This is a genomic window from Paenibacillus tritici (assembly GCF_013204885.1).
GTDB lineage: Bacteria > Bacillota > Bacilli > Paenibacillales > Paenibacillaceae > Paenibacillus_AQ > Paenibacillus_AQ tritici.
This window is the reverse complement of sequence record NZ_JABMKX010000005.1, coordinates 207026-228679: the sequence shown is the minus strand read 5'-3', so window position 1 is coordinate 228679 and position 21654 is coordinate 207026. Positions and strand designations below refer to the sequence as shown.

22 protein-coding genes are annotated in these 21654 nt (G+C 52.5%); 10 read left to right on the top strand and 12 right to left on the bottom strand.

All coding sequences use genetic code 11. The features are described 5' to 3' along the window. Positions 1 to 47 precede the first annotated feature (47 nt). From nifK to nifB, 4 genes are read right to left on the bottom strand one after another with little or no spacing between them, the layout of a single operon-like run. The gene (gene nifK, locus HQN87_RS10705; protein WP_173132005.1) at positions 48 to 1607 is read right to left on the bottom strand and encodes a nitrogenase molybdenum-iron protein subunit beta; all 1560 of its coding nucleotides are present in this window, start codon (positions 1605 to 1607) and stop codon (positions 48 to 50) included. Beyond that, positions 1604 to 3061, bottom strand: a complete 1458-nt coding sequence (gene nifD / locus HQN87_RS10700; RefSeq protein ID WP_173132002.1) for a nitrogenase molybdenum-iron protein alpha chain — start codon at positions 3059 to 3061, stop codon at positions 1604 to 1606. Before nifD ends, nifK begins: the two co-directional genes overlap by 4 nt. A gap of 34 nt (positions 3062 to 3095) precedes the next feature. Continuing rightward, entirely contained in the window at positions 3096 to 3959 is an 864-nt protein-coding gene (gene nifH, locus HQN87_RS10695) for a nitrogenase iron protein (protein WP_173131999.1), read from the bottom strand. 6 nt (positions 3960 to 3965) lie between these two features. Beyond that, positions 3966 to 5330, bottom strand: a complete 1365-nt coding sequence (gene nifB / locus HQN87_RS10690) for a nitrogenase cofactor biosynthesis protein NifB (protein ID WP_173131996.1) — start codon at positions 5328 to 5330, stop codon at positions 3966 to 3968. A gap of 666 nt (positions 5331 to 5996) precedes the next feature. On the opposite strand from nifB, the gene HQN87_RS10685 reads away from it, so the two are divergent. Beyond that, entirely contained in the window at positions 5997 to 6824 is an 828-nt protein-coding gene (locus HQN87_RS10685) for a TerC family protein (protein WP_173131993.1), read from the top strand. Positions 6825 to 7106: 282 nt separating this feature from the next. Here the strand turns inward: HQN87_RS10685 and HQN87_RS10680 are convergent, their stop codons facing one another. The 3 genes from HQN87_RS10680 to HQN87_RS10670 are packed head-to-tail and all read right to left on the bottom strand — an operon-like array spanning position 7107 to position 9611. Continuing rightward, on the bottom strand, positions 7107 to 7859 hold the full coding sequence (locus HQN87_RS10680; protein WP_173131990.1) for an ABC transporter permease: 753 nt from the start codon (positions 7857 to 7859) through the stop codon (positions 7107 to 7109). Further along, positions 7853 to 8635, bottom strand: coding sequence for an ABC transporter ATP-binding protein (locus tag HQN87_RS10675; protein ID WP_173131987.1), 783 nt, complete (start codon positions 8633 to 8635; stop codon positions 7853 to 7855). The genes HQN87_RS10680 and HQN87_RS10675 overlap by 7 nt, the downstream gene beginning before the upstream one ends. Continuing rightward, positions 8616 to 9611, bottom strand: coding sequence for an ABC transporter substrate-binding protein (locus HQN87_RS10670; RefSeq protein WP_173131984.1), 996 nt, complete (start codon positions 9609 to 9611; stop codon positions 8616 to 8618). Before HQN87_RS10670 ends, HQN87_RS10675 begins: the two co-directional genes overlap by 20 nt. Positions 9612 to 10041: 430 nt before the next feature. Here HQN87_RS10670 and HQN87_RS10665 point away from each other — a divergent pair, with 430 nt between their 5' ends. Then, positions 10042 to 10398 carry a histidine kinase gene (locus tag HQN87_RS10665; protein ID WP_173131981.1) on the top strand — a complete coding sequence of 119 codons (357 nt, stop codon included), beginning with the start codon at positions 10042 to 10044 and terminating at the stop codon, positions 10396 to 10398. A 250-nt stretch (positions 10399 to 10648) separates the two neighbouring features. Continuing rightward, complete coding sequence (locus tag HQN87_RS10660) at positions 10649 to 10834, top strand: hypothetical protein (RefSeq protein WP_036723496.1); 186 nt, start codon at positions 10649 to 10651, stop codon at positions 10832 to 10834. A gap of 104 nt (positions 10835 to 10938) precedes the next feature. Here HQN87_RS10660 and HQN87_RS10655 read toward each other — a convergent pair whose 3' ends face one another. From HQN87_RS10655 to HQN87_RS10645, 3 genes are read right to left on the bottom strand one after another with little or no spacing between them, the layout of a single operon-like run. Next, positions 10939 to 11775: an alpha/beta hydrolase family protein gene (locus HQN87_RS10655; protein WP_173131978.1), complete on the bottom strand. Its 837-nt coding sequence runs from the start codon at positions 11773 to 11775 to the stop codon at positions 10939 to 10941. A 51-nt stretch (positions 11776 to 11826) separates the two neighbouring features. Further along, a complete protein-coding gene (locus HQN87_RS10650; RefSeq protein WP_173131975.1) occupies positions 11827 to 12249 on the bottom strand; it encodes a MarR family winged helix-turn-helix transcriptional regulator in 423 nt (140 codons plus the stop codon). 47 nt (positions 12250 to 12296) lie between these two features. Next, positions 12297 to 12665 (bottom strand): winged helix-turn-helix transcriptional regulator, encoded by a 369-nt coding sequence (locus HQN87_RS10645; RefSeq protein ID WP_173131972.1) that lies wholly within the window; start codon positions 12663 to 12665, stop codon positions 12297 to 12299. 187 nt (positions 12666 to 12852) lie between these two features. On the opposite strand from HQN87_RS10645, the gene HQN87_RS10640 reads away from it, so the two are divergent. Next, a complete protein-coding gene (locus HQN87_RS10640; RefSeq protein ID WP_173132553.1) occupies positions 12853 to 13407 on the top strand; it encodes an NAD(P)H-dependent oxidoreductase in 555 nt (184 codons plus the stop codon). Here the strand turns inward: HQN87_RS10640 and HQN87_RS10635 are convergent. Further along, on the bottom strand, positions 13374 to 14135 hold the full coding sequence (locus HQN87_RS10635; protein WP_173131969.1) for a SagB/ThcOx family dehydrogenase: 762 nt from the start codon (positions 14133 to 14135) through the stop codon (positions 13374 to 13376). The two genes, HQN87_RS10640 and HQN87_RS10635, sit on opposite strands and share 34 nt — an antisense overlap. Before the next feature lie 166 nt (positions 14136 to 14301). Between HQN87_RS10635 and HQN87_RS10630 the strand changes: the two genes are divergently transcribed. Further along, complete coding sequence (locus HQN87_RS10630; RefSeq protein ID WP_173132550.1) at positions 14302 to 14562, top strand: hypothetical protein; 261 nt, start codon at positions 14302 to 14304, stop codon at positions 14560 to 14562. Next, positions 14559 to 14957 carry an aspartyl protease family protein gene (locus tag HQN87_RS10625; protein ID WP_173131964.1) on the top strand — a complete coding sequence of 133 codons (399 nt, stop codon included), beginning with the start codon at positions 14559 to 14561 and terminating at the stop codon, positions 14955 to 14957. The genes HQN87_RS10630 and HQN87_RS10625 overlap by 4 nt, the downstream gene beginning before the upstream one ends. 122 nt (positions 14958 to 15079) lie before the next feature. Here HQN87_RS10625 and HQN87_RS10620 read toward each other — a convergent pair whose 3' ends face one another. Continuing rightward, positions 15080 to 15304, bottom strand: a complete 225-nt coding sequence (locus tag HQN87_RS10620; protein WP_019908812.1) for a helix-turn-helix domain-containing protein — start codon at positions 15302 to 15304, stop codon at positions 15080 to 15082. Between the two features lie 309 nt (positions 15305 to 15613). On the opposite strand from HQN87_RS10620, the gene HQN87_RS10615 reads away from it, so the two are divergent. The 4 genes from HQN87_RS10615 to HQN87_RS10600 all read left to right on the top strand — a co-directional run bounded on the left by HQN87_RS10615 (position 15614) and on the right by HQN87_RS10600 (position 21415). Next, entirely contained in the window at positions 15614 to 16591 is a 978-nt protein-coding gene (locus tag HQN87_RS10615) for a LacI family DNA-binding transcriptional regulator (protein WP_173131962.1), read from the top strand. Between the two features lie 419 nt (positions 16592 to 17010). Beyond that, complete coding sequence (efeO, locus tag HQN87_RS10610; RefSeq protein ID WP_173131959.1) at positions 17011 to 17919, top strand: iron uptake system protein EfeO; 909 nt, start codon at positions 17011 to 17013, stop codon at positions 17917 to 17919. Between the two features lie 5 nt (positions 17920 to 17924). Beyond that, positions 17925 to 19265, top strand: coding sequence for an iron uptake transporter deferrochelatase/peroxidase subunit (gene efeB, locus HQN87_RS10605; protein ID WP_173131956.1), 1341 nt, complete (start codon positions 17925 to 17927; stop codon positions 19263 to 19265). A gap of 332 nt (positions 19266 to 19597) precedes the next feature. Beyond that, positions 19598 to 21415: an FTR1 family iron permease gene (locus HQN87_RS10600; protein WP_254075447.1), complete on the top strand. Its 1818-nt coding sequence runs from the start codon at positions 19598 to 19600 to the stop codon at positions 21413 to 21415. The last annotated feature ends 239 nt before the right edge of the window (positions 21416 to 21654 follow it).

Below are 21654 nucleotides of genomic sequence, written 5' to 3'. Positions count from 1 at the left end.
TCTCCTTCGCTTAAGCTGCTGGAATTCACGCCAGGCTTGTGCGCAGATTAACGTACCAGTTCGAAATTAAAGCCGGAATTGTTATCATCGAGCTGCTGGAGGATAGTATTCACGATTAAGCTAAGCAGATGGAGCGTCCCCTGATATCCGAGGATGGGATACCGGTGCATGTGATGGCGGTCGAAGATCGGGAAGCCGACCCGGATCAGCGGCACATCGGCATCCTTGGCGGCGAATTTCAGATGCGAGCTGCCGATGGCCAGATCAACCGTGTCATTCAGCAGCAGGGAGCGCATATGCCACAAGTCTTTACCCACATGCACAGTTGCTTCGGAACCGTAAGGACTTGCTGCCAGCAGCGACTCAGCTTCATCCTTGAACTTCACTTCGTTGTAATCCACATCGCCGTTCGAGCAGACGATATGCACCGGCTCCATCCCGGTTTCCAGACAGAACCCGATCAGACCGATCAGCAGATCCGGGTCACCTACCAGCGCAACCCGTTTGCCGTGAAGATAAGGGTGGCTGTCCATAAGCGCATCTACTACCCGGCCGCGCTCCTCCGTAAGTGAAGCCGGAACCGGCAGACCTGTCAGCCCGCTGATTGCTTCCAGCAATGTATCCGTGCCTCTGATACCAATCGGTGTCGATAATGCGGAAATCTGCTGGCTCCAGATGCCGCTGATATATTCCTGGGTTTTCTTCAGCGTATACTTCTGCAGAGACAAGGTTCCCAGTGCATTCGCCGCCTGCGGAACATCCTCCAGCTTCGTGCCGCCATAGTAATATTCGTACTCTCCGGTAGCCGGGGAGTCATAATTCCCGCTGTGATCTCCCAGAATGGTGTATCTAGTATCGAAGGCTTCCAGAATCTTGCGCATCTCCGCAAAGTTACCGGTGTATGGCTCGAATCCAAGCAGAACATTCAGCTTCTCTCCACTCTCCGCGCCGCTTCCCGGCTTACTCTCGATGCCCGAGCGGGTATAGAGGTAGCTCAGAATGCCTTTGATCATGGCGTCATAGCCTGTGATATGTGAACCTACGAAGCTTGGCGTGTTGCAATAGGCCACCGGATATTCTTCACTGATCACTCCCTTAATGCGGGCATTGCCGATGAAGGAGTTCAGGTCATCCCCGATCACCTCAGCCATACAGGTAGTACAGATCGCAACCATCTCCGGTTTGTACAGTGCGACGCTATTCTCCAGACCCTCAATCAGATTGTTCATTCCGCCGAATACAGCCGCATCCTCGGTCATTGAAGTGGAAACGGATGGTGTAGGTTCTTTGAAGTGACGGCTGAGATGACTGCGGAAGTAAGCGTTGCAGCCCTGCGAGCCGTGTACAAACGGCAGTGTTTTCTCGAAGCCGAGCGCGGCCATTACGGAACCGAGCGGCTGGCAGGCTTTGTGCGGGTTGATGACCACATTCTGGCGGCCAAAATTTTTCTCCATATATTCCGCAGATTTGGAGTACGCGAGTGCCTCGGCAGTCTCCTGCCCGCTGCAAGGCGCTTCGAATTGTTTCTTGTTCTCCCGCTGCTGAACATAACGCTCTTCCTTGAACAGGCGGGTATTATCCTTAATGTTCAGTTCGTCCCTGCTCATACGCTCGCCTCCTCCGGCTGGACTCTGGATTTCGGGGCTACAAGATCCCATACCGGGCTATTCACTGTCATATCCATGTCTTTGGCGAACACCTTAAAGCCGTCGAAGCCGTGATACGGGCCGCTGTAATCCCAGGAGTGCATCTGACGGAACGGAACACCCATTTTGTGATACACATATTTCTCCTTCACCCCCGAGCCCACCAGATCAATGTTCAGCTTCTTAGTGATCTCCTCCAGCTCATAGGCAGTAGGATCATCCATAACAATGGTTCCTTCCGCAAGCATCGGGAGCATCTTCTCATAGTCATCCTTATGGGCGAATTCATAACCGGAAGCCACGATGTCCATACCCAGATCCTCATACGCTCCAATGGTATGCCGGGAACGAAGGCCCCCGATCATCAGCATGACCGTTTTGTTCTCCAGACGGGGTCTGTACTTATGGATCACAGCATCCATGACCGGCTTGTATCCGGCAATCATCCGCTCACAGTTCTCCTGGATCGTCTCGTCAAAAAGCACTGCAATCGCCCGCAGGCTCTCATACGTCTTGGTCGGCCCGAAGAAATTATATTCCAGCCAAGGAATGCCGTAAGCTCTCTCCATATGATCCACCATATAGTTCATCGAACGGTGGCAGTGGATCAGGTTGAGCTTCGCCTTGTGGGCTACCTCCAGCTCATTCAGGGAGCCGTCGCCGGACCACTGGGCAATAACCCGCAGGCCCATCTCTTCCAGCAGAATGCGGGAGGCCCAGGCATCGCCGCCGATATTATAGTCACCGATAATATTAACATCGTAAGGCCCCGTCTCGGCCAGCTCGGCGCGGCCCATGACGAAATCGCGGATCGCATCGTTCGCAATATGATGACCCAGCGATTGGCTGACCCCCCGGAAGCCTTCGCAGCGTACGGGAACAATCGGCATCGCCAGCTCTTTGGACATCTTCTTCGACACCGCTTCAATATCATCACCGATCAGACCGACCGGGCACTCGGATTGAACCGAGATCCCTTTGGCCAGAGGGAACATCTCGGTAATCTCACGCATAATTACGGCCAGCTTCTTATCCCCGCCGAAGACAATATCCGTCTCCTGAAAATCACTGCTAATCTGCATCGCCGTGAAGTTGTCGATTCCGAGCGTCCCGTTCGCAAAGTTACGGCGCGTACCCCAGCTATACTGTCCGCAGCCGACAGGGCCATGACTGATGTGAACCATGTCCTTGATCGGACCCCAGACTACCCCCTTGGACCCTGCATATGCACAGCCGCGCGGAGTCATCACGCCCGGACGGGATTTGATGTTGGACTTGACTGCGCAGGTCCCGCAATCTATCGCATGATCCGTGGCGACCTGAAAATGCTTCTCGCGGTCCTTCCTCGCCTTTTTTGGGTAGGCTTCCAGAATTTCCGCCACCCGCTTCTGATTCTCTTCGATATTCAGCCCCATGCTTGACCCTCCTTTTCTTCATGCTGGCGTCTTATTAACCGGAAGCCTGCAGCTTCTTGATCGCTGCTTCTTCATCCTCAATGATGCCGAATTCCATCAGCAGCTCTTCCAGTTCTTCCATCGAGATCGGAGTGGGAATGGTCAGCATTTTGTTGTTGAGGATCTTGTCAGCCAGGATCTCATACTCTTTCGCCTGCTGATGGGCCGGGTTGTATTGGGCTACAGTCATTCTGCGCAGCTCGGCATGCTGAACGATGTTGTCACGGGGGACAAAGTGAATCATCTGGGTGTTCAGGCGGCGGGCAAGCTCCATGATCAGCTCATCTTCACGATCTGTGTTCCGGCTGTTGCAGATCAGGCCGCCCAGTCTCACACCGCCGCTGGTCGCATATTTCAGGATACCGCGGGCGATATTGTTCGCTGCATACATCGCCATCATCTCACCGGAGCAGACAATGTAGATCTCCTGTGCCTTGCCTTGGCGGATTGGCATAGCGAAACCGCCGCATACAACGTCACCGAGTACGTCATAGGATACAAAATCCAGATCCTGATAAGCCCCCTCCTGCTCCAGGAAGTTGATGGCAGTAATGATCCCGCGTCCTGCGCAGCCTACGCCCGGTTCCGGCCCGCCGCACTCCACGTTGATAATGTCGCCGAAGCCCCTTTGAAGTACATCCTCAAGCTCCAGGTCCTCCACTGAGCCAAGCTCAGCCGCCAGTTCCAGCACGGAGTTCTGGGCTTTCGTGTTCAGAATCAGGCGGGTGGAATCTGCCTTCGGGTCACAGCCTACGATCATTATTCTTTGCCCGAATTTCGTTGCCAGCTGAGCCAGGGTATTCTGTGAAGTTGTCGATTTACCGATACCGCCTTTACCGTAGAACGCGATTTGTCTCATTGTTCATCATCCCTTCGACATGTTTGTATTTTCAAAATAAGAGCTGTACTTCACACTTTCGAGAATCGCTACCTGAATTCCGCCTTGGCGGACTAGGGGCAGCACTCCGCTCTGGTTCAGGCTGGCCCTGGGGGCGTCCCCGATGCCCGAGCAGAGAAGAATACGGCAGTCACTTAGAATAGAGATGATTTCTTGCAGCGTGTCGGCTTTGTCACCGTTACAGTCTGCCGTGCCATGACAATACGCTTGTATCTTACGGACACCCAGGAGCTGTACATCTGCTCCGTCAGTGTCATAAATCAGAAACTCGGTGGCATGACCGAAATGCTGATTCACCTTATCGCCGCCTCTTGTAGCCACTGCAACCCGTGTTTTCGGTCCCCCTGCCTGCATACGTCTGGCCCGCTTGGCTTTGACACGTTCGCGGATTGTGGCATCCAGCTCACGCTGGAACATCGCCCGCGCCTGTTCGTTAACAACCGGCTCAGCTTCCATCGCCTCCAGCGGGAAATCGGAATTGCGGTCCTGGCCCAGCAGCCCGATTGCATCCGCCCGGCACTGCCGGCAGTGGCGCATCACCTTCATCCCCCCCTTGCCAAGCCGCTCCTGCAGATTAAGCAGCTCCTTCGGACGGGGCGCCTTGCGCCCATCTGCTTCGTACTGGCTGCCCGGTGCGATAATCAGCGGTGTTACATTATGCAGCGTGGCCCCGAGTTCTTGTACCCTTGCGGACACGGCGGGCAGATGATGATCGTTGACCCCCGGAATCAGAATGGAATTCACTTTGACCAGAATTCCCAGCTTCGCCAGCATCTCAAGCCCCAGCAATTGACGGCTGATCAACAGCTCTGCTGCCTCTCTTCCTTCATACCGGACCCCTTCATCGACCACCCACGGATAAATCGCCTGGGCCACCTCAGGATCGACCGCATTGATCGTGATCGTGACATGACGGATACCAAGCTGAATAATCTCATCCACATTCCGGTACAACGTTAGTCCATTGGTGCTGAGGCAAAGGGATACATCCGGTACAACCTTTGTGATCCGGGCAAAGGTATCGAAGGTCTGTTCCGGATTCGCCAGCGGATCTCCGGGTCCGGCTATACCCACTACAGAGAGCTGCATGAGCTGAGCGGCAACTCCTCTCACCTTGCGTTCCGCCTGCTCCGGCGTAAGCACTTCACTGACCACGCCCGGCCTGCTCTCATTCACACAATCGAACTTGCGGTTGCAGTAGTTGCACTGGATGTTACAGGCGGGAGCAACCGGAATGTGCATCCGGGCATAGAACCGGTGGGCCTCCTCGCTGTAGCAAGGGTGGCGGCTAATCTCCTCCGCTTGACTTGATAACCATGACGGCTGCTTCATTTCCCACCTCCTAAAAGTTTTACGGAGCATCACTTCTTTGAAATCACCTCGCAGTAAAACTCGCTTTGGAAGCATTTGCTTAAGTTTTTTAGCTAAGCCTCTCTATTTTCCCTATACGACGGTTCAAGTGGCCTTCGGCTTGTTTAATGTCACTTTACATAACACCGTTCTTGCTTTAGCCGCTTTAATTAGTCTCATCATATTTTCATCTCCGGATATCGTCAATTAGATCAACGCTTGTTTTGCCCTTTATTTCCTTTTGTTTGCATTTTCGCCATATCATACGTCAACTTATATGACTTGAACTTATCATGTTTCCGTTTACAGGCCAGTCATTTCTATTGATATTTCTTCTCACAAAAACATTGACAATGTCTCTTAACTCGGATATGATACTTTTAGCCAGAAGCGAAATACCTTATAATTTCATATAATCCCGTAAAGGGGAGTAGCTGTTAGATAAAATCGTCAATACGAGAATGTGAGGATGTTCTCCGGTTTTATCGGCAATAAATTATTGTTAGCGAGACCTTTACCAATCAGGTTACCTTTATTCCAAAGGCTAATCTGTTTGGTAAAGGTCTTTTTTATATAATTTTGGTTACAATATGGGTATCATGGGTATTTTTCAACAAAGCAGCTAAACCATTTGAGGAGGAAACAGCAATGGATTGGGGATTATTATTAGAATACGGATGGGTATTGCTCGTTCTCGTAGCACTGGAAGGGCTGCTTGCCGCAGATAACGCACTTGTACTGGCAATCATGGTCAAACATCTTCCTGATGAGGAACGTAAGAAGGCGCTGTTCTACGGATTGGCCGGGGCCTTTGTGTTCCGGTTCGGATCGCTGTTCGTCATCTCCTATCTGGTGGATATCTGGCAGGTACAAGCCATCGGTGCGCTTTATCTATTATTTATCGCGGGGAATCATATCTTCCGAAAAGTGTTATTCGCTAAGCCGGTCACGGAAGAAGCCGCTGAAAGCGGAAGCCCCGGAGCTGTTAATAAGAAGAAAGCCAGCTTCTGGTTCACTGTATTTAAGGTGGAAGTTGCCGATATCGCCTTTGCGGTAGACTCCATCCTCGCAGCCGTAGCCCTTGCCGTTGCCCTTCCGCCAAGCGGAATCGGCCACATCGGCGGCCTCGACGGCGGACAGTTCCTCGTGATTTTCGCGGGCGGATTCATTGGACTCGTCATTATGCGGTTCGCTGCTTCCTTCTTCGTTAAGCTGCTTCATACCCGTCCGGGCCTTGAGGTTGCCGCATTCTTCATCGTCGGCTGGGTAGGCGTTAAGCTTGCCGTCATTACTCTGGCCCACCCTTCCCTGGGAGTATTGTCCGAAGACTTCGCGCACAGCACCTGGTGGAAATTAACCTTCTATGTGGTTCTGATTATTATTGCTGCTACAGGCTGGTTCCTGAGCAGTGTCAAGACTGAAGAGAATGTCGGCGAGAACCCTGTCAAGGAAGTCGATAAGCAGCTCGGTAAATAATCTCTATTAGAAAGAAAAGCTGGTCCATAAAATAAAAAGAAATCGCCCCCTTGAGATGGATGATGAATTTTCCATCTTACCAAAAGGGCGATTTCTTTTTTGAGTTTTTGGAACTTAAGTTTATCGCATCCAGTTTAAACAGCGGAGTGAACGGAACGACCCGCGGAGAAGCGATAGCGGTCGCCTTGGTCTCCGGATTTTTACCGATTAGGGAAATAAATAAAATCTCGATCGCAGAGCGTCCACCCAAGTGCTCAAGTTGATCCTGCTTAATATGTATAGCTATCTCCGCCACTTCATAAATCTGTAATCCAGCACATCCACCAGCAGGAACAGCACAAACCCCACCAGACTGAACAGCATAATTCCGGCATACATCTCCGGGTAATCCAGCCGCAGCCAGGCATCCATGATGAAGAAGCCCATGCCGTGCTCCGTACCGTAGATCTCGGTGAAGAAGAGAACTGAAATGGCTGTACCCAGCGAAATGCGAATTGTACTGAGGATCACCGACAAAGCGCCGGGAAGCGTCACATTCCAGAATTTCTGCATCGTGCTGGCACCGATACTTGTCAGGACATCATAGGTACTCTCAGGGATGGCCTTCACGCCATCACGCACTGAGATAATGACCTGGAACAGCAGAATCAGCATAATCATCAGCACCTTGGAGGTCTCCCCCAGTCCGAAGAAGAGCATAACCACCGGCAGCAGTGCGATCTTGGGAATCGGATAAGTCAGATAGACGACCGGGTCCAGCAGCCTGTTCCAGAATGGAGAGCGGCCCATCAGCAGACCGGCAAGCAGACCAAGCAGCAGAGCCAGCAGCACCCCTTCAGTGATCCGCATCAGACTGTAGCCGACATTCAGAGCCACCTCACGGGCCCCCAGCTCAAACATCGCCTTATAGACCGCGCCGGGACTAGGCAGGATGGAATGATTCATCAGCAGGTAAGCAACATACCAGATGACATTCATCCCGGCAAAAACGAACAGCAGGCGCAGCAGGTGAAGAATATGCCGTTGTTTCACCATTTCTCCATCATTACCTTTCGGATTCTCTTGCTCTGCTCGAAGTACTCGTTGCTCTCCCGTTTATCCGTATGCTTCATTGCGAATATAGCAGAGTTGTCAAGAATCTCCGGCGGCTCCTGTTGCCCGGGCAGCATGATAATTATCTTCTGTCCCAGGAGAATGGCCTCTTCCACATCATGGGTGACGAACAGCGTGGTTGCCGGATGGGCCTGCCAATTGTCGATAAAAATCTGCTGGAGCCCTTCCCGCGTAATCGCATCAAGCGCCGAGAACGGCTCATCCAGCAGCAGGATGGTCGGCAGAATGGCGAAGGCGCGGGCAATGGCTACGCGTTGCTGCTGTCCTCCGCTCAGCGAGAGCGGAAACCGGTCAGCCAGTCCGGCTATCCCCATGGAATCAAGCCAATGCAAGATTTGCCCGTCCTGCTCCCGCTTATTGGGGCTCAAGCCGCCGGGACGGGCGATGCGCATCGCAATCCGGATGTTGTCACGGACCGTCTTCCAGGGCAGCAGACCGTAATTCTGCGGCACCAGTCCAATCAGCGTCTCCTTGTCATGGACAGAGCTGCCGTTGAAAAGAAGCTCCCCCTCATAACCCGGCAGCAATCCGGCAATCACCCGCAGCAGTGTGGATTTGCCGCTGCCCGAAGGGCCGATCACCGTATAAATCCCGTGCTCCGGCAGGGTCAGGTTCATTCTCCCCAGCGCCAGCTGCCCGTTCCGGTAGGCAACATGCAGGTTCTGAATGCGGAGTCCGCTATTTTTTGAACTGGACATCGGAGATCACTTCTTCAGCCGATAGCTCTTTGGTCAATAGTCCCTTTTCACGGGCCCAGACAAATGCAGCCTCCACTTCCTTCACATCCACCTGGTTCGCAGGGAGGTATTCCGGTACCTTAATCTCATTCTTCAGCGTGTCAGGATAACCTACTTCTTTAATAATCAGGTCGATATATTCGGACTGGTCATGCGTTTTCATATAATTCACAGCTTCATCGTAAGCGGCGTACATATCGCGGATACCTTGTCCCTTGGCATCAATCGCACTCTGCGGAAAAGCCAGCACAAACGGATTGATTCCGGCACTATGGGTAGAGCTGAGGACGCGCAGACCGGCAGAGCGGCCCATGGTTACAAAAGGCTCCGGCAAAACAGCCGCATCGGCCTTATTATTCTTCAGCAGCTCCAGCCGGGTCGGAATCTGCGGCACTTCAGTTACGGTAATATCGTCTTCCGTCAGACCTGCCTGCTTCAGCATCATCGCCACGGTATACTGGGTCGAAGTATTCTTGGACAGAATCACGGTCTTCCCCTTCAGATCCTTGACCTCTTTCACTTCGTCGTTTCCGGTCAGCAGATCAAATTCGCCTGTGGTGGTGCTGGTGATTTTGACATCGAGTCCCGCTTCATTATAGATCGAGATAGCTACCAGATCCGCACTGAGGCCATCCACTTTACCGGCTTGAAAAGCTACATCACGATCCTTGGCACTCTTGAAGGTCTGGATATCCAGATTCACATGATGCTGTTTATCGAAGCCTTGCTCATGGGCAATAATAAAAGGTATGGCATCAATGGAAGGCAGCAGCCCAAGCGATATTGTAACGGCCTCAGCAGGTGCTGCAGTATTTCCGGAATTTGCTTGTTTGGCATTGCCTGCATTATTCGGGCTGCCGCAGCCGGCAGCGACCACACTGACAGCAGCAGTCAGCACGAACAGCTTCATAAGGTGTTTCCAGTTTTTAGTCTTCATGAATCTTGATTCCCCCATCTCTTATCGGTTACGCTTCTTGGTGTCGCTTCACTTGCACTTCCAGGAACAGGATCAGAAGAACCATGCGCATTTATTCACATGCAGGCATAGAAGTAGAAACGTCGAAGCCGCCCTTTCGGGATGGCGCCCGTTCTCTGCACAACTATTCAACTCATACGCTCCGGGAAGTCTAAGTAATGCCATATTACACCCATTGTCCTATTTTGTATATTTATAAATTGAAATATCAGTGCCGGATAGTGTAGAACCCCGGATGATTTTGTCCCCTTATGTCCAATATTTTCTTGGAAATCTTTTTACAGCAGCGGCCCGTTCAAGCCCGTATATGCTATAATTACCTAAGCTAATTCCACCAGCATTCACTCTTTATTGTCAGTTCTATTCCCACCCTATTGAAGGAGCTGTGTCTATGAGCGATGTAATTCTCCAGCAGATTCTTGCGGAGCTGCAAGGAATGAAGTCGGAAATAACGGATATTAAGTCGGATGTAAAAAACCTTCATTCCGAGTTCAACACGTTTAAGTCTGAAATTGTTGCGGAGCTTGTTACAATCAAGGCCGATATTGAGAGCATAAAAGAAGATACGAGGCTTATTCCGCTTATTCAACAGGCGGTGTCCGAGGTCAATGCTGAAGTCGTTGCCAACCGGGTTACGCTGGAGCGGATTGACCGAACCTTAAGAGGACATGACGCAACGCTGGATGTGCTGGCCCGGCGTTCTATAGATCAGGAAGCAGAATTGAAACGTTTAGCCTCCTCTGCGTAATTTTTCCCCAAGCGACCGCCCTATCCGGCTGTCGCTTTTTTGTTGAACCGCTATAGTCTCCTCCACGAGGACATTGTTCTCTTCATTAAACACAAACCCTTTTATAACAACATTTTTATTTATTTATTTGTCTTTTTCAGAGAGACATCCATTGGATTCCCACTTCTTTTGTGGTATGATGAAAACGTAAACAAAGGTAATAACTGTTGAATATATCCACCGTATTTCATTGCCAAGGAGGATGAATGCAATGCTGGCAGGAATTAAGGAACTGAAGAATTGGGTAACCGGTATGTGGCAGCCTGGGATGGCTTCGGGAGAAGAGGATTACCGGAGAATGGAATACAGCGCACACCGCCATCTGCACACACCGCCAACGCCGAGCCCGCTGACTTATGAACAGGAGTCGCGCATCAAGACTGTCAAATTTCACTAACTTACAGTTAGATGTATATATAGAACACCCTTCACCTATCAGGTTAAGGCCGCTAAGGAACGGGAGTATCCCGGTTCAGGCGGCCTTTTATTTGCCGCACTATATTATCTTGCCAACCACTGCAGGATCGTCTGTGCCGCTTCCAGATAGCGCTGTCCTACGAGCAGGCCGGTATGGGTGGTGCTCCAAAGACCTGCATAGGCTGCGCGGAAATACGCTGCATTGGCTCTGCCCCGGCGTTCATCCTCATCACTGTTAACCGCATGGATCACCAGACAAGGGCAAGTAATGGACACGCTGTCTACGGATACCCCTGCTGCACCGAAGTGATAAGAAAAAGTTCGAAACGCCTTGGCGGACTCCATCGTCAGGTATTTGCGCTGAAACGCTATGTCTTCTGCCGTCTCATCCAAGCTGCTCTCCTCTTCGCGGACCGGAGCGGGCACTACATTACCTGGTATCGTTCTGACGATATCCGTATAAGGGACCTCCTCATGTACCTCTCTGCATAGACTTGAATCAATCAGTACAAGCCCGGGCAGTCCGGCCGTCTCCGCCACCTTCTGGCTAAGAATCCCGCCCATGCTGAACCCGATCAGGACAGGAGTAACTCCGCATTCAGCCTGTACCACCTGCACCACCTCATGGATATCCTCCAGATAATCTTCAAAGGTAATCTGCGTCATATCCAGCACCCGGCTCCGGTAATGACTTCTCAGATTCATCACATAACAGGTCCAGCCTTCGCGGATGAAGTGGGGAAGGTACTTGCTCCACATCCAGCTTCCGGTATACACACCGTGCACAAACAGCAGGGGTGCCTTAGCTTCCTGTTCCTGGCCTTCCCGAGCCTCCTCTCCCTTGTATATCTCTAGATACAGATCATGCTCACCGACATATCTCTCTGTATGCGGCGGTAATTCATCAGTGTAGTCTCTCATCGTAATGTCCTTTCCATAATTAGTTTGACATCAAACTATCATACAAATATTTTAGAAATTATGATTGATTTTCAGCAAAATCGTCAGCAAAATCGCTTGCTCCTCTTCCGTGATATCGCGGTAGAACTGCTTCAGCATGGCAGAAGAGACCGATTCAAATACAGGCTCCAGCTCCTTCCCCTTCCCGGTTAGAGTGACGTATACGTACCGGGTGTCCTCCTGATCCCTCTCCTTCATAACCAGTCCCAGCCGGACCAGCTTATCCACAAGTGCTGTAACCGTAGATTTGTCCTTATGAATATGTGCCGAGATCTCGGCCATGGTAAGTCTGTGCTTAGACAACAGCGCATAAAGAATATCCCCGTGTGAGGTGGCAATGCCGTCTACTCCCTGCTTCGCCATCTCTTGTACGATGAACCGGTTAACCTTCTCGCGGATCTTGGATATAAGTGAAATAGCATCTCTGGTTTCCATAAAAGGATTATAGTTTGACATCAAACTATTGTCAATAGTTTAGTATATCAGTTCTGCTCCTCTTCGGAGTCCTTATCAAGCAGCATGACTTCCTCACCCCTTTGCTGCCGGATCGCAATATTGGTTCTGCCCCAGGAGCACATTAAGTCAATGATCTCATTGGCTGTAATTCCATACTCTGTGATACAGTATTCCACTTTGGGCGGCATCTGATTGTAGACCTCCCGGCTGACGATTCCATCCCTTTCAAGCTCGCGGAGCTGCTGGATCAGAACCTTTTGCGAGATCCCCGGAATCCTGCGCTGCAATTCGCTGGTCCGTTGGGCCCCGGACATCAGTATACAAATGATTAACGACTTCCATTTCCCCCCGATAATCTCCAGCGTTGCCTCTATCCCTAAATGATATTGCTTCATACCCGGCACCCCACCCGCTTTTAAAATAAATAGAACTGATCTAATCATGCCACATCCCTGCGCAAAGTCCAATGCACACCTTGAGGTAACCTTGTTACTTCATTGTGTGTATTTACATTTTCGCTGGCTTACAAAATAATATAAGCATCTGCACCAAGCAAATATACGCAAGGATAGGTGATAAATGATGACAGCCCTCGTGATACTGGCACATCCTGATATTGAGGCTTCAAGAGTGAATAAAAGATGGAAGCAGGAGCTGCTGCAGCATCCGGAGCAGGTTACGGTCCATGAGCTGTACAAGCAGTATCCGGACTTCCGCATTGACGTTCAGCAAGAGCAGCGTTTACTGGAAGGACATGAACTTATAATTTTTCAGTTCCCCCTGTATTGGTACAGCTACCCGCCTTTATTAAAAAAGTGGATGGATGAAGTCTTCACTCACGGATGGGCTTACGGTTCAAACGGGAACAAGCTGAAGGGAAAGAAGCTGGGGTTAGCCCTGTCCATTGGCGATAAGCAAGAAAACTACCTGCCCGCCGGCTCTGTTTCTTTTACCGTAGATGAAGTTATAACCCCGTTCAAAGCCAGTGCAATCCATGTCGGCGCCACCGCCCTGCCCTATTTCGCCGTCTTCGGCGCTTCCTTCCAGGCCAGTGATGAAGCCATCAACCAGAGTGCTGCGGACTATGTTCAATATATTTGCAGCTATTCGCGCTTCTTCCCGACCGCACCAAGATAGATCACAAATTCCTCATCGCCGTCAAGTCCCAGGACCTCATCAATCAGCTTCTGATCATAGATTCCGATGGCACAAGCCCCGGCGCCGATGGATTCGCTGGCCAGATACAGGTTCTGGCAGACATGGCCGACATCAATAAGAATTTTTTTGTGCGCTGAAATATCGTATTTCCATTCGGAACGGTAGGGCGTGGTACTCCAGGCGAACAACACCGAAGCCTTCTTGGCGAAGTTAGGCACGAAGGGCTGATCCAGAGTAATCGCATCAATCTTCTGTTCCAGCTGGTCTAATTTAAACATGAACAACAGCTTGTGCTCCACAGGAAGGTATCTGTAGATGCCCTGCGGAATGCCTTCTACACGCATAATCAGCAGATAGGTTTCAAAGGTGTGCGTCGCCCCGCTACAAGGTACCGTCCGCAGGGTAAGCCCGTTCTTGCTCATGCCCGTAATTCCCTGGGTCGCCCATAACAAATAGGATAACTCCTCGAGACTTAACGCATCAGCCGAATAGAATCTTGTGCTTCTTCTTTGAGCGATACAATCATAAATACTGTTCTGGCTCACAGGGTCCCGGCTGACCTTAGGCAAATCAATAATCCGCGACCCCGCATCAAAAGGCTTGACAATCGGCGGCTGCTCAAGCCCTTTGATCTTATCGGTCTTAATTGCTTTGAATTCATGGAAATTAGATTTCAGTAATTGTCTTTGCTGCTCATATCTTGTCATCACAGATCCTCCCGGATTCCCTTAATCCCTATAATTTATCACTCCGGACAAAATAGTTTGTGATTTGAATCACTTCTGAAGGCAGTTTCTCACCACACTCACTTCCGTTATCCTAAAGCATCCTATGCTATACTAAAAATATGATAAACTAAACGAGGTGAAGCCGATGAAATGGGGAGAAATTACTAAGTTGCACCCTAGTCGCTTTGTACTGGTGGAAGCAATCAAGGCAAGTTCCAACAACCGTGTGCGGTATTTGGAGGATATGGCGGTCATTCAGGACTACAACAATTCGCAAGAAGCGTGGAGCGGCTATAAAAAGCTGCATAAGCTTCATCCAAACCGTGAGTTGTATGTATTTCATACGAGCAGAACTGATGTTGAGGTTGTTGAGGAATTGTTCTCAGGAGTGAGGCAACGGATATGAAGCTACAATTACAGCATGGCTTGCCTATCGTTTCTCTGACTGTAGCTCAATATGACAAATGGATTGTTTTGCAAAATGTTCTATTTGATACAGGTTGTGCGGCAACGGTTTTTGATTCCGATGCATTAGCTGCGATAGGTATCGACATTGATTTTATCAATGGGCGGGCCAAACGGATGTATGGAGTTGGGGGAACGAGTGAAATTTGCTATGAGCAGCAGATTCACGACTTTACCATTGAACATATTGCTTTGAATGATTTTCCGATTCAGCTCGGTTCGATTCAAGAGCCTTATGGCTTCGACGGAATTGTTGGTATTGATTTTATGATGAGAGCCAAATGCAAAGTGGATTTTGAGACAATGACTATTGAGTTTGAGAAACAGACTAAATGATGCCCTCCTCCAAGGAATGCAGTCGTTTGGTCTATTTATTTACCATGATCTCCAACAAAAAACCTCCCTCTCCCCCGAAGGGGAAAAGAAGGCTTAAACGCATCACCTCTGAAGCACGGCAGCTATATTTTCAGCTCCCCAAGCTTGATCAGCTCGACAACCGCTTGCGAACGGCCTTTTACGTTTAATTTTTGCATTACATTGGAAATGTGATTGCGGACGGTTTTTTCGCTAATGAATAACAGTCCTGCAATATCCCGTGTAGTTTTGTCTTGCACAAGAAGCTCGAATACTTCGCGTTCACGATGCGTCAACAGGAATTTACTATGATGTTCGTTCCCCTTCAATGGTGTCACCCCTCCTTGCTCTGGGTTTGTTTGGTATAACAAGGTAAAGGGATACAGTCAAACCATACTATGTGGTGGGGCAGTTAATGGTGCTGTCGCAGGATTAAATTGGGCGGAGGCAAAAAACAACAAGCGTTACCGGTCCGTCACGCCCTCGCGGTCACGCCGGTTTCTCCGGTAAGGATTGTTGCACCCCTAGTGTATTTTATGAAATGGATTCCATAGCAAGCTTTTTATAGGCCAAAATGTGAATAAGTTCTATGGTAAAATAAAACCATTCCATGTCTTACTCAGGGGGCAGCGTACGCAATGGCTAATATTAAAGAAATCGCCCGGATGGCCGGAGTTTCTGTAACGACCGTCTCCCGGGTGCTGAATAATCATCCTTACGTCAGCAAGGATAAAAGAGCCGCCGTACTGGATACGATAGAGCAATTGAACTATACCCGCAATATGAACGCCGTTCATCTGATTACCGGACGTACCGGCGCTGTGGCGGTGATTCTTCCTTATATTAGCGCCTTTTATTTCTCGATTATTATGAACGGAATTGCCCGCGAGGCACTGCTCTCGCAATGCCGGCTGATTCTGTGCCAGAGCAACTATTCGGTGGAAGAAGAAATCAAAGTGCTGGAGATGCTGCGCAATAAAGAGATTGACGGTGTCGTTATTGTATCTACTGCGCTGAAGCCGGAGATCATCGAGGAGTACACGGCCTACGGTCCGGTTGTCACCTGCCAGGACAGCGGGCAACGCCGCTATTCTTCTGTGTATATTGAGCATTATGCGGCTTTTCGGCAGGGGCTGCAGTATTTGACAGACAAGGGCTGCCGCACGATCGGTTATTGCGAGGGGCGGCAGAATGGCAGCAGCGCGGTTATCCGGCAGACGGCTTACCGCGATTTCATCGCCGAGCATAAGCTGGCATTTCAAGAGGAATGGATGATCTATGACTGTATTACGGAGGAAGACGGCGCCGCCGTGGCACAGTCACTGCTGGAGATGCCTGAACGGCCGGAAGCCATGATTATCACTGGAGACCATGTGGCAGCCGGACTAATCATTGAAGCGCGCAGAGCCGGACTCAGCATCCCTGGAGACCTCGCGGTGATGGGCTTCGATAACCAGCCGATCGGGCGGCTGCTGGAGATTACCACCATAGACAATCATCTGTATGAGATGGGGGCCGCCGCCTTCCGCATCATTCATGAACAGATCAGCTCAGGCAGCGCCGAGCCGACCTACCGCAAGCTCGATTACCGGATTATTGAGCGGTCCACGATATAGAGTGGGATGAGCCGTTCGAGCTAAGGGAAGTCAATTATGCGGTTGAACGAATCGAAGCTTTTGAGACAATGAATTATGTAAAAGCAAAGGAACATTTCAGGAGTTGCCGGGGATTGCTGTGTTGGCTTGGACACTCGCCCGGTAGTAACGTGAATTCCATAAGATCCCCTCCGCCTGGACAGGCATAATGTTGCATATATTACAATTCCGGTTCGTGGGTCCCCGGCTATCCGGGAGGAATGTTGTACGGACTACGTCTTCCGCCTGTCGGGAGGCGTTTTTGCGTTGTTCTATGGGTGCGCAATCGTAGGAGTATGATAATTATCACATTTATATTGACAGGTTAGATACGGAGAATTATGATAAGTCCATTATTGATAATGATTATCAGTTTCACAACAAAAGGAGTGTCCAGCCGAATGAAGATAGGTTATGCAGTGCCTGCGGGTTTGCTTGCAGCTTCGCTCTTGTTTGCCGGATGTGCGAGCAATGATAACAGTAATAATGGCAAGAACAGCAATAACTCCGGGAATAATGCTGCAGCACAGACTGGCGGCGGGGCAACCCCTTCCCCCGCAGTAACTGCAGCTTCAACTACGGCGGCGGATTTCACTACTGCCATTGACGAATACCGGAAATATGTCATAGAGCAATGCGACGAGTTCGTCAAGCAGACCGAAGGCTTCACGGATGCCGTCAAGGCAGGCAAGCTGGAAGAGGCCAAGGCGCTGTATGCTCCGGCCCGTATGTACTATGAACGGATCGAACCTATCGCCGAAGCGCTCGGGGATCTGGACCCGAATATTGATGCCCGTGAGAATGATGTGGAGGCAGCGCAGTGGCGCGGCTTCCATAAGATCGAGCAGGCACTCTGGCAGAACAAGACAACGGATGGTATGAAGGATGTTGCGGACCGTCTGCTGAAGGACGCGCAGCTGCTGCGCGCCAAGGTTGAAACCGCCGAGATTGATGCCAACCTGCTCGTTACGGGAGCCGTTGAGCTGCTGAACGAAGTCTCCTCCTCCAAGGTAACGGGGGAAGAGGAACGTTATTCCCACACGGATTTGTATGATTTTGTCGCTAATGTGGAGGGTGCCCAGAAGATCTATGAGCTGCTGAAGCCTGAGCTGGCCAAAAAAGATCCTGCCCTGGAGCAAACCATCGGCGAACGGTTCACGGCCTTGATGAATGAGCTGGCTCCGTTCAAATCGGGTGACGGCTATGTCTCTTACGAAACACTCCAAGCAGATGAGGTCCGCCGGTTAAGCCAGAATCTCGACGCCCTGGCAGAGCCACTATCCAACATGGGAACTATTCTGGGAGTGTGACTTATATGAATAAGAAGGACAAGAAGGCCGGGAATGACGCTGAGACAGGGAGCGGACTTCCTGAGACCGATGCTAACCTGTTGGATAAAAAATTCAGCCGCCGCGATATGCTGCGGCTTACCGGCGCCTCGGGCCTTGGCCTGCTGCTCGGCGGAAGCGGTGTGGGCGGCATATTGGCGGCACGCCAAGCGTCAGGACCGGCTGTCCCCGCCATCGCCCCTGTGCAGGCTGCGGCCGCGGATACAATTCCTTTCTACGGAATTCATCAGGCAGGCATTATTACACCTGCGCAGAATTTCCTCTGTTTCGCCTCCTTTGATCTGACAACCACTAAGATCAGCGATGTCCGAAAACTGCTGGAGGCCTGGACTACCGCCGCCGCAGCCCTTACTGCCGGCACGCTGATCGGCAGCATGAACGACAACCCCAATCTCCCGCCCACCGACACCGGTGAAGCCGATGGTCTTACCCCTTCCAAATGCACGCTTACGTTCGGGGCGGGGCCTGCATTGTTTGACGGACGGTTCGGACTGGCCGGTAAACGGCCCGTCTCCTTCACCGATCTCCCGGCATTCACGGGAGACAGCCTGGAGCCGCAGTGGTGCGGCGGCGATCTCTGTGTGCAGGCCTGCGCCGATGATCTGCAGGTGGCCTTCCATGCCATCCGCAATCTGGCCCGCATCGCCCGGGGAACGGCCGTACTGCGATGGACGCAGGAAGGCTTCCAGCGCAGCGGCAGCGCCGACCCGTCAGGCGGCACGCCCCGTAATCTGCTCGGCTTCAAGGACGGTACAGGAAATCCGGATGTCACGAGTGACGCCGAGATGCGGAAGATCGTCTGGAGCGGCAGCACCGATGGCCCGGCCTGGATGAACGGCGGCACGTATCTTGCGCTGCGCCGGGTGCGTTTTCGCATCGAGGTCTGGGACCGCTCTTCCCTGAGCGATCAGGAGGCAACCTTCGGGCGTCACCGGCAGAGCGGCGCCCCGATTGGAGCGCGGGATGAATTCGCCAAGCTGAATCTGGAAGCAGCCGATGCCAGCGGCAGGCCGGTTATCCCGCCGGATTCCCATTCAGCTCTCGCCCATGGGGACGGTTCGGTCCAAATGCTGCGCCGTTCCTACTCCTATTCCAGCGGCATGGATCTCAAGACCGGACAGCTCGATGCCGGGCTGGTCTTCATCAGCTTCCAGAAGGACCTGATGAAGCAGTTCGTGAGCATTCAGCAGCGCCTCTCCCGGAATGACCGGCTGAATGAATACATGGTTCATACCGGCAGCGCCGTATTCGCCTGCTTCCCCGGTGTCCGGGAAGGCGGATATATCGGGGAGATGCTGCTGGGTTGACGGCAGACGGAGCGCTGTGCGGAAGCTGCATGACTAATTGAACATAGAGCGTGGCCCGCAACAACAAAGACGAATGTTGTGGAATCCAAAGCTGTGTCGAGCTGGTGCTGGAGTGATGGATAACGGCAGATGTTTTCCAGCTAACCAGCTAAATAGTAGTACATTAGTGCGGCTGAGGTTGTTATGAGCAATAAGAAGCGGAGGGGAAATGGGAACGGCAGGAGCCGAAGCAACCGCCTGAGGCTCACCCGCAAGAGCTGCTGCTGATTCCTACGTTCTACCTATGCAGAGGATGGATAAGAGTATGTTTATTCTTGAAGGGAATGATCCCGATGACCACAAGGTTTAGAATCAATCCATGGCGGCAGATCAGAGCAGCACTGCTGCTGCTCTGCCTGCTTCTGCTGCTGCCCGGCGCGCCGGCTTCTGCATCAGGCGCGCCGCTGGATGAGCTGCTGCCGCCTGTAGGCAGCGCGCTGGTCGAGGCCGGCCAGAGCCGCTGGGATACGGCGGCGGCCGATGTTGAATCATTCGCGGCGCTGTGGCGCAGCGCGAATGAAGGCACGCCGGACCCGGCACTCGCCGGTCCGGCAGCAGAGGTGGACGCCGCGCTGGCAGCCGCGGCAGAGGCCCTGGCGGACGGCGGTGGCGCACCCGCCAAGTCCGCATTGTCCACGCTCGCCCGGAGCGTGGACGCCTATGTCACCGCCGCCGCAGGCGAGGGCGGCGGTGACACGGGCGCCGCCGGACGCGCAGCGGCGGCGAAGCTGCTGCCCGCGGCGCAGCGCACGCGGGATGCGGCGCGCAGCGCCGACTGGGCGGCGGCGGCGGAAGCCTACCGCGCCGTCGTGAACGGCTGGACGCCGGCGGAACGCGGCATCCGGGCGGACAATCCCGCCGTCTACGGCTTGCTGGAGACGAAGATGAGCCTGCTGCGCATTGCGCTGCAGGCGGAGCCGGTCCGCGGGGAGGCCGCGCTGGCGGAATCCGGGGCGCTGGTTACGCTGCTGTCCGACTACAGTGAAGGCCGGGCTGTCGATACCGGGGGAACGCCAGCAGAGCCGGCTTCCATTCAGGGACTGGTCAGCTACCTGAAAAAAGCCGCAGCCGCTGCCAAAGCCGGTGACAGCGCAGCAGCCGCAGCCGTGATGGAGCAGTTCATCACGGCCTGGCCTTCGGCAGAAGGAAAAGTGCAGCTTGCCTCCCCCAAGGTCTATGCCAGTATTGAGAATGAGAGCACCGCCGCTTCCGGCTATCTGCTCTCCAGCCCTCCGAAGCTGGCCGAGGCACTAAAGCTCATGGATACGATGCTCGCTGAGCTCACGCCGCTGTCGGGGGAACGGACGTATACCGCATGGGATGCGGCATTGATTCTGCTGCGTGAGGGGCTGGAGGCGATTCTTGTCCTCGCCGCTCTCCTTGCCTATTTGCGCCGGGAAGCTGAACCGGCTGCCCGCCGCTGGGTCTGGTCCGGTGCAGCCGCAGGACTGGCCGGAAGCATCGGTCTCGCTGTATTGTTAACTTATACCCTCTCGCAGGCCGCCTCCGGCGGAGCACGTGAGCTGATTGAAGGCATCACCGGACTGGTCGCCGTGGTCATGATGCTCACCGTCGGCCGCTGGCTGCACAGCAAATCCAGTGCGGCTGCATGGAATAAATATGTGGACCGCCAGATGCAGGGCGCCCTGGCCAAAGGCAATCTATGGTACCTGTTCTTCATCGCTGCGCTTGCCATCCTGCGCGAAGGAGCGGAAACCACTATTTTCTACGCAGGTATGGCACCGGCCATCGCTACCTCCCAATTGCTGCTCGGGATAGGCGGCGCGCTGGTAGTCCTGATCATTCTGGGCTATGCCATGATTGCACTCAGTGCCCGATTGCCGGTTGCCGCCTTCTTCCGCACCGCAACGGTGCTGATCTACTATCTGGTGTTCCGCTTCCTCGGCGAGAGCATCCACGCGCTGCAGATCGCCGGCAAGCTGCCGGCACATACCGGGAGCAGCCTGCCTTCCATCGGCTGGCTCGGCATGTATCCGACCTGGGAGACCACGGTTCCACAGCTGCTGATTCTCGTCTTCATCCTTTGGGAGCTGCTGCGCGGCAGACGTACAGCCAGCAGAACACGGACCGCAAGCCGGATCACCAAATAAACACATCCATTGTAACAGCTGCAACCTGTGCGGGTAAGCTCAACGCGCAGGTTGCAGCTTCTTATATTACTGGCAGCTCCATTGCCTCCTCAGCACCACATTCCCTCCCTAGCACCTACCTTCCCTGCTCTGCCTCCCACCCTTCCTCCGCTCTCTGTTATTCCTCTGCAATCCCTCTCCCCTTTGCCGTCTACATACCACCGCACCTTTCCTCGCTACTATCTCTGCAACTGTTTTTT

Coding starts and splice junctions, on each gene's coding strand:
- nifK (WP_173132005.1), bottom strand. CDS start 1,607: ATGAGCAGGGACGAACTGAACATTAAGGATAATACCCGCCTGTTCAAG.
- nifD (WP_173132002.1), bottom strand. CDS start 3,061: ATGGGGCTGAATATCGAAGAGAATCAGAAGCGGGTGGCGGAAATTCTG.
- nifH (WP_173131999.1), bottom strand. CDS start 3,959: ATGAGACAAATCGCGTTCTACGGTAAAGGCGGTATCGGTAAATCGACA.
- nifB (WP_173131996.1), bottom strand. CDS start 5,330: ATGAAGCAGCCGTCATGGTTATCAAGTCAAGCGGAGGAGATTAGCCGC.
- HQN87_RS10685 (WP_173131993.1), top strand. CDS start 5,997: ATGGATTGGGGATTATTATTAGAATACGGATGGGTATTGCTCGTTCTC.
- HQN87_RS10680 (WP_173131990.1), bottom strand. CDS start 7,859: ATGGTGAAACAACGGCATATTCTTCACCTGCTGCGCCTGCTGTTCGTT.
- HQN87_RS10675 (WP_173131987.1), bottom strand. CDS start 8,635: ATGTCCAGTTCAAAAAATAGCGGACTCCGCATTCAGAACCTGCATGTT.
- HQN87_RS10670 (WP_173131984.1), bottom strand. CDS start 9,611: ATGAAGACTAAAAACTGGAAACACCTTATGAAGCTGTTCGTGCTGACT.
- HQN87_RS10665 (WP_173131981.1), top strand. CDS start 10,042: ATGAGCGATGTAATTCTCCAGCAGATTCTTGCGGAGCTGCAAGGAATG.
- HQN87_RS10660 (WP_036723496.1), top strand. CDS start 10,649: ATGCTGGCAGGAATTAAGGAACTGAAGAATTGGGTAACCGGTATGTGG.
- HQN87_RS10655 (WP_173131978.1), bottom strand. CDS start 11,775: ATGAGAGACTACACTGATGAATTACCGCCGCATACAGAGAGATATGTC.
- HQN87_RS10650 (WP_173131975.1), bottom strand. CDS start 12,249: ATGGAAACCAGAGATGCTATTTCACTTATATCCAAGATCCGCGAGAAG.
- HQN87_RS10645 (WP_173131972.1), bottom strand. CDS start 12,665: ATGAAGCAATATCATTTAGGGATAGAGGCAACGCTGGAGATTATCGGG.
- HQN87_RS10640 (WP_173132553.1), top strand. CDS start 12,853: ATGACAGCCCTCGTGATACTGGCACATCCTGATATTGAGGCTTCAAGA.
- HQN87_RS10635 (WP_173131969.1), bottom strand. CDS start 14,135: ATGACAAGATATGAGCAGCAAAGACAATTACTGAAATCTAATTTCCAT.
- HQN87_RS10630 (WP_173132550.1), top strand. CDS start 14,302: ATGAAATGGGGAGAAATTACTAAGTTGCACCCTAGTCGCTTTGTACTG.
- HQN87_RS10625 (WP_173131964.1), top strand. CDS start 14,559: ATGAAGCTACAATTACAGCATGGCTTGCCTATCGTTTCTCTGACTGTA.
- HQN87_RS10615 (WP_173131962.1), top strand. CDS start 15,614: ATGGCTAATATTAAAGAAATCGCCCGGATGGCCGGAGTTTCTGTAACG.
- efeO (WP_173131959.1), top strand. CDS start 17,011: ATGAAGATAGGTTATGCAGTGCCTGCGGGTTTGCTTGCAGCTTCGCTC.
- efeB (WP_173131956.1), top strand. CDS start 17,925: ATGAATAAGAAGGACAAGAAGGCCGGGAATGACGCTGAGACAGGGAGC.
- HQN87_RS10600 (WP_254075447.1), top strand. CDS start 19,598: ATGACCACAAGGTTTAGAATCAATCCATGGCGGCAGATCAGAGCAGCA.